This is a genomic window from Gluconacetobacter entanii (assembly GCF_013155425.1).
Lineage (GTDB): Bacteria > Pseudomonadota > Alphaproteobacteria > Acetobacterales > Acetobacteraceae > Novacetimonas > Novacetimonas entanii.
This window is the reverse complement of record NZ_JABJWD010000113.1, coordinates 19,459-28,290: the sequence shown is the minus strand read 5'-3', so window position 1 is coordinate 28,290 and position 8,832 is coordinate 19,459. Positions and strand designations below refer to the sequence as shown.

Below are 8,832 nucleotides of genomic sequence, written 5' to 3'. Positions count from 1 at the left end.
TCAATCTGTCGAAACAGGCTCGTGCCGCCTGATCGTTCCTTTATTGTTCATGCCAAACGTTGTTTAGCGTACCATCCACACGATGGCCTCAGAAAGTCGGGAAAAGGAGACTTGGACGGACGAACAGGAAATGGCCAGCCCATCAATCCCCGACAAGGCCCGCAGAGCGCCCTGGGAGGCCGCGCAAAGCGCAATTCCCGTTATTGCCCCACAACCTAGCCACCACACATAATAACGCCTGTACGGCCACCCTGTGGCGTCTGGCGGGCATGTTGTGACACGTGAGCCGCTGAATGATCGGCTGAACGCCAGTGTATCTTGAGCAGATTACGGTCTTGCTCGGTTCTTCTGGTGTTGCAGGCGTCGGGCGAGCGCGGAGCGGGAGCCCCGTAGGGCGCCAAAGGCGCCGACGCGGGGGAGGAAGGTCTTGGTGGAGAAACGATGTGGCAAGGCATCGTCAGAGTATGATTTTGCGCCGTAGGCGTGTCCGTTTAGCGCAGCCCTGAAAGGGCGAGCAGGGGGATGCCGGGTGGGAGATCGCGCGAAGCGCGATTGGGGCGGCCGTAGGCCGCGAGCCGGCGGGGGCGTAGCCCCCAAGAGGCGGTGCTTGGATCCAATTTGGCTGCAAATTTCAGGAAATAAAAAGTTATCCACAGCATTGGAGTGTTTAAATAGGTGTTAAAGTGGTGTTACGGATTTTTATAGTTCAAATAACATACTGAACAATAAAGGTTTTATCGAGAGATTCTATCGTCCTGTGAATCCACTATGACGATAAACCGAATCCACTATGACGATAAACTGAATCTAATATGACGATAGCGAGTATGCGTAATTGAAATGACGATAAGCTCAATCTGAATCTAAAATGACGATAATTGGCTTGCGTATGTGAAGTGACGATAGTAGCTATCTGTAATTGAAATGACGATAGAATCTTCTCCTTCCTTGTTCGACATTGTGCCTTCTCTGGCTGTGGAAGGTGATGATCGCACGCCCCTCCTTCCAGTCCGCCATCCAAATCAGGATCTATTCATCTGTGACGTGCTCGATGCCATTCCCAAAGATGATATGGCGTCAATGGAGCATCCAGTTTTTTCGCTCTCGACCAAGCCAGACAACCGGATGCGACGCTATGAACACAATGGGAATATCATAGAGATCATCCCGTCTGGCAAAGGGCTGGCAACGATCCATGACAAGGATATCCTAATCTACTGCATCTCTCAGCTCGTTGCGAAAATGAATCACGGCGAACAACCAGGCCGAACACTCCGCCTTCAAGCCTATGACATGCTGGTCGCTACCAATCGTCAAACCAGCGGGGCAGGCTATAGGCTACTGACCGACGCGTTGACACGTTTGCGCGGAACAACCGTGCGAACCAACATTCAAACAGGCGGCATTGAAGAAACGCGAATTTTCGGTTTGATCGAAGAAGCTAGAATCACCCGTAAGACGTTTGATGGCCGAATGCTTGATCTTGAAATCACTCTGTCAGATTGGGTCTATCGTTCAGTCATCAGCAAGAATGTCCTAACTCTTCACCGAGACTATTTCCGACTTCGTAAACCGTTCGAACGACGCATGTACGAACTAGCCCGCAAACACTGCGGTATGAAAGATGAATGGAAGATCGGATTAGAGCTGCTGCAAAAAAAATGTGGCTCAAATAGCCCGCTTCGCGTCTTTCGATCCTTGGTTAAGAAAGTTTGTGCGCATGACACCAGTCATGCTCATTTTCCTGACTATGCCATCACAATGGCCGACGACATCATTCTATTTCGCAACCGTTTGAGCCTTAAAACAAAGGCCGATGTTATCGCCCCTATGAGGGATGCTCCCTACATCGACCCCGAAACCATGCATGACGCTAAAACCGTTGCGCCAGGATATGACATCTATGCTCTCCATGACGAATGGGTTTCATGGTGGCACGACATGGGAAAACCAGAGCTTAAAAGCCCTGCCGGAGCCTTTATTGGTTTTTGTAAAAAACGGCACGAACGCAACCCAATACGCTGATTCCGGCATATGCCAGCAAGTGTGCATGCTTACATGCAAACATGACCGCACGTAAACATGCCTACTTACCCACAGGACTTTCTCCCATCTTGCGTAGCCAGTCGTTAAACGCGTCGGCCATCGCGTCCTGTAAACTCATCCCATGCTTTCTGGCGGTCATATGCATGGCAAATGACATTTCCGGACTAAAATAGCCGGTCATGGCTTTCTTGCCCTGACGGCTCGGCGCAACCTGCTTGTTGTCTGTACCAACACCATTGGTAGCAGCAACCTTGCTTTCTGATGCAACTGCAACCGGCGATATTGCGGAATCACGATCCCGCAACGACAGTAGAGACCCCTTCCGGCTCATGCACTAGCTCTCCGCTTCCTTGATGATTGCATGTTTACATGCTTGCATGTCCACTTGTAAAGCAGCCTTACCTCATCAGACGCCTTGCCTTTAGGCTCTACTTCCATTGCAGTTTTCCCTTCCGCCGCAGCATGACGGAAAACTGCACGATCAGCGATAATATGTGGACATGCGTTCAGTCCGTAACTTTGTACGAGTTGTGTGGCCTCCTCATACATACGTGGAGCAGTCGGACTTCCCGCTGTAAAAACGACGAAGGCTGGTTTGCCACGCATTTTTATAAGGCTGGCAGTCGTTTTGATTGCTGCCAGATCGAACGCACTCGGCCGACATGGAATTAATACCAAATCGGCGACTTCAACGGCAGCACTAGCCGCACTATCAGCGTGAGGCGGAGTATCAATCACGATGAACTCAGCACCCTGACTCATTGCCTGTCCGATCTTAGCCGCGAGACGAGGCGGAGCACTGTCAATTACAACCGGCGGAGCATCCTTACGCCATGCGGCCCATTGGCTCGCCGTCGCCTGTGGGTCCACATCAATCACCAATGCTGTATGGCCAGAATCCTCAGCCGCAGCAGCCAGATGCAAGGCCAGAGTGGTTTTTCCAGCCCCACCCTTCTGGCTGATAATCGCTATTGTTGGCATGTGAACGTCCTTACATGACCTCATGTTTGCATGTGGTCATACGTGAAAATCTGCTCTATCTACAAGAGAGAATGACAGAAAATCACTCCCACATTTTCCGAGCGATATCCTGCTCTTCGGCGCCGACGGCATCGGCATAGATGGCGGTGGTGGAGAGCTGGGCGTGGCCGAGCCATTTCTGCACCATGTTGAGGGGGATGCCGCTGGAGACGGCGGCGACGCCGAAGGCATGGCGCAGGCCCTTGGGGGAGGCGGCCGGGCCGGACAGGCCGGCGGCGACCATGACCGCGTGCACGGCCCGCCAGCCGGTCATGCGCGACCAGGGCCACAGCCGGACGCCTGCGCCACGGCCGCGCCGGCGCTGCGCCTCACGGATGCCATGCACCAGATCCAGGGCCTCGAGGAGGGAGGGGGGCACCGGCACGGCGCGATAGATCCCGTCCTGGCGCTTCTTGAGCGTGGCGAACACCAGTACGCCGCCGGCGAGGTCCACCCGGTCCGCCGTCAAAGCGAGGGCCTCGGACAGGCGGCAGCCCGACCAGGCCAGGGTCATGCACAGCGTGCGGGCCTCGCGCGGGGTCTGCTCGGCCGCGCGCAGGAACCGTCCCCGCTCGGCGACCGTGAGGTATTTGCGGCTCCCGTCGCGGTCGAAGAGCTGCATCCCGCCGGGGGCGCCGGCCGGGGCCGCCCGCTGTCCCGGGTTTCGGGGGGCACTCATCCGGCCACCCTGTCGCGATAGCCCCGCCGGCGCTTGACACGGAGCTGGCGGGCGAGGGCGTCCCACGCCTGCCCGGCATCATCATACAATGCGCAGACCTGCCGCCCCTCCGTCCCGATCCGCCCCCACTGCCGCACCAGGGCGATGCCGCCGAACAGGTCGGGCTGCAGCGACAGAGAATAGAAGCGCCAGCAGTTGGTCGCCGGGTCCACGCGCACCAAGGCCGCCGTTTCAGGAAACAGCGACAGCTGGCAAGGCGGCCGGACAGGGGCCTTCGGGGCGGGTTTGGGCATAGTCTCCTGAGAAGTGTAACACAATCTCACCCGGCCCGCACAGGAAAACCGTCCCGATCTCGGGGCGGGCCGTCCGGTTTCAGGCCCGGCCTGTTACACTATTACCCATAGTGTATCCTTTCATAAGCCTTACGGCTTATGAAGAGGAGTACAACATCATAGTGTAACAGGCCAGAGGTGTGCCACCTCTTGAGACGTTATCGCTCCAGATCCAACAGAATTCGGCAACCTTGAGGGGGGATGCAGAAAGTCGGCTATGGGATGAAAAGATGTAGAGTTTGCCATTTTCGCTGAGACATTAGAATGATCAAAATATAAAAAGTTATCTCAAAAGGAGTGTAAGATGATTTCCGATGAATTTCATTTATCTAATCATATGTATCTATCAAAAATATCTCGATACAGAGAAATATATGAAAAAACAGTTAAACCTGTCGAAGAACAGCTTACTGAAGTTGAACGGGAAATCGGCGCGTATAATTTAAGCGTAAAATGTGGGTACAGAGAGACGCCTTTAATTTCAGGCGATGCAACTATTACAATTCTGTTCCCTGAAGAAGAAAAACTACATTATCATAAAGGAATATGCATTGACGTTATAGGTAGTATAAACAAAAATACTATTGTAAACATATATCATTTCTGGGAGAGATATTGGTTTGATATAATAATAGGAAAGGAACTTGCAGAAAACAAAGAGAGTAATATTCAGTATAGTGATTTTCAGCAGTATAAAACACTTAAAACAAGAATATCCAAACATTATGAAATTGACGACAAGATTGAAAAAATAAAGGACATTGCAAATGCTCTTAAACATGGGAACAGACGCAATATAAGAGCTTTGCTAAAAGCTTACCCAGATATATTTGAAAGAACAGATGAGTTTTTCATAAAATATTTTGGAGCGGATGCAATATCTATTAAGCGAGCAGACGTTGAGGAGGCTTTTGAAATTGTATCTAATTCTGGTCCGCAAAAGCCGCTAACTTCATAAGCAAAGAGCAGCCGAAAGACCGCTATGAGGCGACTACTGCCGGTCAACTCTGCTTCCACTCCGGGCCTGATGATTATTGATTGAAACTGATAATCATCTTTTATCTATCAATTTTTGAAGATTAATTTTATCAAATAAATGAAAATAATAATTATAGATGCATTCCCCATGGCAATGAAAATAAACCCCACAATGCTTTGTTTTGTTGTTATATCTTGAGAAAAACTTGCGGATGAAAACATTAAAGTTGATATGGTAAGAAGTGATGTGGTGTTTATTTTTATGTTGTATCTCTCCAGTGTGAAGTAATTTATGCAGTACAATCCCGTGTATAGGCCAACAATTATCGCTGTTGTTTTTGCATAATCACTTATTTGTTCTGACTGTGAGTAAATATTAGCCACTGAAAATGATATAAAATTATAAGCCGTCCATACCAATATTATGGTACATGCTAGTAAATTTAAATAAATGGGATAATTTTCTCTCATTGTGCGATCCTTGGGTCTTAGAGACACGACTTAAAGAAATCTAGCTGCTACGAGCCTGTTTAGAAATGCAAATTGATTGGCGGTCCGACGTAAGTTTCCTGCGCTTCGGTAATTCTGCTCTCAGATTTAGCCGAATTGCGTCCGCTATGTAGAAACCCGTTTCGAAGAAAATATGTCTGAGAAGAGGCGACTGCCGCCTGTCTGCTCCTTTATCACTGAGCAGACAGGTCGGTCATGGGAGGGGAGCGGATAGTCCGGTGTAGGAAAAAATCAATAGAAAGCAGACATTCGTAACGTTGAGATTTAGAGTGGTAATTTCCATCCCTTCATTAATAATCTAAAAAACGGTCCCCTTATCGACCAAATCCCCGTCGTGCATTGAAGTCGTGCCACTTGGGGGATAGTCGAGAAACGTCATGATATGATCGGTATCGCCGTCGGAAATTTGGATAAAAGTACATCCAATTTGTTCCGCTATCCGTTGTGCAGCATCTATCGCGATCCGCTGGTGCTCAGCCAATGTCTCGCTATCTCGTATTGGTCGCTTCCGGGCCGTGTCGGCTAAACGCCGTTTGGCAATAATGTGGGGGGCTGCCGAAAGGTAAAAGATCGCATCCAGCGATAACTCAGCGAAAACGGAAGCTGGAATCTCCACAAGGCCATCGCGGCTATCGATGACGCTGTGCCCGTCGAATACGATCGGCACTTCGACGTCGGTAGTAGTGCGTTGAAAAGCGGCGATCATCAGCGCTTGATTGTCGAGGACCGCTCCCGTGCGAAGAGACTCCGAACTATCCGGGAATTGTGCCCTATAAGCCTGCTCCGCCTTGATCAAGGCGCTCGCCTGAAGATGGAGAAGCGGTGTCTGCTTATTGAGGCGCCCGATGAGCGTCGACTTACCGACGCCTGACAAGCCGAGAAGGGCGATACGCCGGGTCATATGGCGAATCCGAATGATCCCCGTTGTAGAACAGAGATTTGCTGGGATGGGGCCAAGTTCTTGATGGATTGTGGAGGTCGCTCTGCAAAGACGTTGCTCGTTTGAAGGTCATCGAGCGACATAGGCGGCTCGAGATGGGCGGCCAGAAGGAAGTTGATGACCTTGACGGGCCGCTTCTCGGTCGCGTTCATCATTCTGAGTTGCACGTCGCTATAGACCGACCGTCCGCCGGCGAGGCGTCGTAACTCCTCCGTCGATGTGGCGAAGGTCATTTCCTCGAAAATGCCGATCGTGGTAATCGCCTGCGACGGGAAGCCGTCGGACTTGCCCTTGTAAAAGAAAAGCAACGCTCCCGGTTGGGTAATCATGGCCGGCGCCCGGCAAAGGTAGACCTTCCGTATCGTGTTCCCTGGGCGTTGCGATCCGACCTCTGCGAAGAGGCTCATCTGCGACTTCGGTGGGATGAGCTCGGGGAAGAGAATTTCGTGGAAATCTTCCTGGATGGGTATCGCATACGCGGTGACGCCCTCGCCTGTGGCGAACCGTGGATAATTGCGGCGTGCAAGATCGAACAACGAGGCAGCCGGATCCGGCTGAAGGTGCGATCGAGAGAGGCTTTTCTCGTACACTATCTCCCCATTCCCGTTGTCATGGGTATGCTCGAACCCATAGTATTCGAGGAGCGAGATCAGCGTCTTCTGTGAAGGAAAGGTTGTCAGGTAGACCACGTCGTACCTATTGGTTTGCGCGTACCACAGCACCTGCTTCAGGAGAAGCTCGCCGAGCTTTACGCCCCGACTCTCGGGGCGCACTTTGAACGTGCAGATTTTGAGGATTTTTTCACCTGGAAGCGAGGCATCGGTTTCTGCCGGCTTTTCGTCCTTTCTCACTACGAGGCCCGCAATGCGTCTATCCTCCATTACGACCCAGCACTTGCGCATCGGCTTTACACACCTTTCTCGCCACCAGATGTCAAAGCCGTCATAGTCGCTGCGCAGGCTCTCAAATATCGGATCATCCTGAGGCAGCGTGTGCGCTTCCACTTCGACGACCGCCGGGAAGACGACGTCGATGGCCTCATAAGTGGTCTGAAGCAGAGAGACGGCATCCGCGACGTAGAGGACGCGGGCACCGAAGGTCGGTGAGACTCGTTCTGCCCGTTCGTGCAGGCCTTGATCTTCGGTGACGAGGAAATCGACCACCCCCATATCGAGGGCATGGAGTAAGGTAGCATCGACGAGATCGTTCGGCTTGCGTATCCGTCCGAATCTCACTTCAAGCGCCGCTTGATCGATGCCCGTAGTCTTCTTGATGACGGGAAATTTTTTAATTTTGCTCAGCGAGACGCGCCGACGTTCCTCGTTCTTATCTCGGCGAATGTCGTCGATGGCGGCTTCATGCACAAACACGCCGACCGAATGACGGGAGGCAAGCTGCAATAGGGACGAAAAGACCGGTGCCACCTCGGCATGATCTTCTAGGCCTATGAAGACGTTGGTATCAATTAGATATCTTGGCGCGCTCATGTAGGAGTGCTTCTCGCATTTTCGGCGTCGCGTAGAGGAAGGATTGTGGTGGTTCGAAGCTAAATCGCTCGCGAAGCTCGCTGAGTTCGAGAGGCCGTGGAAGAGAGCGGCCATGGCGAAGCTCGATGGCGAACGCGCGATCAACCCCATCGAAATAGGTGTCAAAATCCTTTCGAGCGATGCAGGCTTGGTCGCTAAAGCTCCTCCAGATCTCCTCAGGCGAACGTCGATGCACTTCGCCGATCTCGGCGATGCCAGACAATGCGCGCGTCGGGCTAGTCTCATATATCAGCGCAGTCGTTCCTGCAGGAACCGACATGGGAAACCGTCGCCGGAGCTCGATCGTCTTTTCTCCGGTTACTATTTTACGGCTATATTCAGGCTTGATGCTGAAGACGACATCGCGGTGCGGCGGAAGCCGATCTTCGCCGAAAATAGGTAGCAGAAACTGGTTCTCGTCAATCTGCTCAAAGCGGAAATCGGCCTCTCGCAGATTGTTGATCATGGCATCGGCATCGTCGAACCGCGCATGAATCCGCAATGTGGCCCCCATCGCCGCAAGATAGTCGCGTAACGTCGACACGTGGATGTCCTTGCGCCGCTCCATTCCCGTCACGGCAGACTGGCCGATGTTTAGGCGCTCCGCTAGCTGCGCCTGCGTCAGCCCTGCTAGCTTGCGGATTTCGCGAAGCCGTCGCCCAATATGCCCGGCTGCGGTATCGGTGCCCTTCGGAGGCGGCTCAAACATCTTACCACTGACCTTCATTTCGTCCCTAAACGTACCCAAAAAAACGCTCCCAAGGATATCACTCCAAGGTCATATCCCCTAACGATTATGCC

The 8,832-nt window shown here is 52.2% G+C and carries 9 protein-coding genes; 2 read left to right on the top strand and 7 right to left on the bottom strand.

From position 1 onward, the window contains the following. Positions 1–924 precede the first annotated feature (924 nt). The gene (locus HNH97_RS16095) at positions 925–2,025 is read left to right on the top strand and encodes a replication initiator protein A (protein ID WP_171791561.1); all 1,101 of its coding nucleotides are present in this window, start codon (positions 925–927) and stop codon (positions 2,023–2,025) included. 61 nt (positions 2,026–2,086) lie between these two features. Here the strand turns inward: HNH97_RS16095 and HNH97_RS16090 are convergent, their stop codons facing one another. The 4 genes from HNH97_RS16090 to HNH97_RS16075 form a co-directional block, all read right to left on the bottom strand. Beyond that, positions 2,087–2,377: a ribbon-helix-helix domain-containing protein gene (locus tag HNH97_RS16090; RefSeq protein WP_171791560.1), complete on the bottom strand. Its 291-nt coding sequence runs from the start codon at positions 2,375–2,377 to the stop codon at positions 2,087–2,089. Then, entirely contained in the window at positions 2,374–3,027 is a 654-nt protein-coding gene (gene parA, locus HNH97_RS16085) for a ParA family partition ATPase (RefSeq protein WP_171791559.1), read from the bottom strand. Before parA ends, HNH97_RS16090 begins: the two co-directional genes overlap by 4 nt. An 82-nt stretch (positions 3,028–3,109) precedes the next feature. Continuing rightward, positions 3,110–3,688 carry a tyrosine-type recombinase/integrase gene (locus HNH97_RS16080; RefSeq protein ID WP_244949504.1) on the bottom strand — a complete coding sequence of 193 codons (579 nt, stop codon included), beginning with the start codon at positions 3,686–3,688 and terminating at the stop codon, positions 3,110–3,112. Between the two features lie 53 nt (positions 3,689–3,741). Continuing rightward, positions 3,742–3,963: a WGR domain-containing protein gene (locus tag HNH97_RS16075; RefSeq protein WP_408870071.1), complete on the bottom strand. Its 222-nt coding sequence runs from the start codon at positions 3,961–3,963 to the stop codon at positions 3,742–3,744. Positions 3,964–4,381: 418 nt separating this feature from the next. Here HNH97_RS16075 and HNH97_RS18050 point away from each other — a divergent pair, with 418 nt between their 5' ends. After that, complete coding sequence (locus HNH97_RS18050; RefSeq protein ID WP_244949503.1) at positions 4,382–5,035, top strand: hypothetical protein; 654 nt, start codon at positions 4,382–4,384, stop codon at positions 5,033–5,035. An 828-nt stretch (positions 5,036–5,863) separates the two neighbouring features. Here HNH97_RS18050 and HNH97_RS16065 read toward each other — a convergent pair. The 3 genes from HNH97_RS16065 to HNH97_RS16055 are packed head-to-tail and all read right to left on the bottom strand — an operon-like array spanning position 5,864 to position 8,758. Continuing rightward, positions 5,864–6,466 (bottom strand): ATP-binding protein, encoded by a 603-nt coding sequence (locus HNH97_RS16065; RefSeq protein ID WP_171791556.1) that lies wholly within the window; start codon positions 6,464–6,466, stop codon positions 5,864–5,866. Next, complete coding sequence (locus HNH97_RS16060; RefSeq protein ID WP_171791555.1) at positions 6,463–7,992, bottom strand: GNAT family N-acetyltransferase; 1,530 nt, start codon at positions 7,990–7,992, stop codon at positions 6,463–6,465. Before HNH97_RS16060 ends, HNH97_RS16065 begins: the two co-directional genes overlap by 4 nt. Further along, a complete protein-coding gene (locus HNH97_RS16055; RefSeq protein WP_171791554.1) occupies positions 7,967–8,758 on the bottom strand; it encodes a helix-turn-helix domain-containing protein in 792 nt (263 codons plus the stop codon). The genes HNH97_RS16060 and HNH97_RS16055 overlap by 26 nt, the downstream gene beginning before the upstream one ends. Between the last annotated feature and the right edge of the window lie 74 nt (positions 8,759–8,832).

What these genes read in the sequence shown, in the direction of transcription:
- HNH97_RS16055 (WP_171791554.1), bottom strand. Translation starts at nt 8,758, where the DNA reads ATGAAGGTCAGTGGTAAGATGTTTGAGCCGCCTCCGAAGGGCACCGAT.
- HNH97_RS16080 (WP_244949504.1), bottom strand. Translation starts at nt 3,688, where the DNA reads ATGCAGCTCTTCGACCGCGACGGGAGCCGCAAATACCTCACGGTCGCC.
- HNH97_RS16065 (WP_171791556.1), bottom strand. Translation starts at nt 6,466, where the DNA reads ATGACCCGGCGTATCGCCCTTCTCGGCTTGTCAGGCGTCGGTAAGTCG.
- HNH97_RS16060 (WP_171791555.1), bottom strand. Translation starts at nt 7,992, where the DNA reads ATGAGCGCGCCAAGATATCTAATTGATACCAACGTCTTCATAGGCCTA.
- parA (WP_171791559.1), bottom strand. Translation starts at nt 3,027, where the DNA reads ATGCCAACAATAGCGATTATCAGCCAGAAGGGTGGGGCTGGAAAAACC.
- HNH97_RS16090 (WP_171791560.1), bottom strand. Translation starts at nt 2,377, where the DNA reads ATGAGCCGGAAGGGGTCTCTACTGTCGTTGCGGGATCGTGATTCCGCA.
- HNH97_RS16095 (WP_171791561.1), top strand. Translation starts at nt 925, where the DNA reads ATGACGATAGAATCTTCTCCTTCCTTGTTCGACATTGTGCCTTCTCTG.
- HNH97_RS18050 (WP_244949503.1), top strand. Translation starts at nt 4,382, where the DNA reads ATGATTTCCGATGAATTTCATTTATCTAATCATATGTATCTATCAAAA.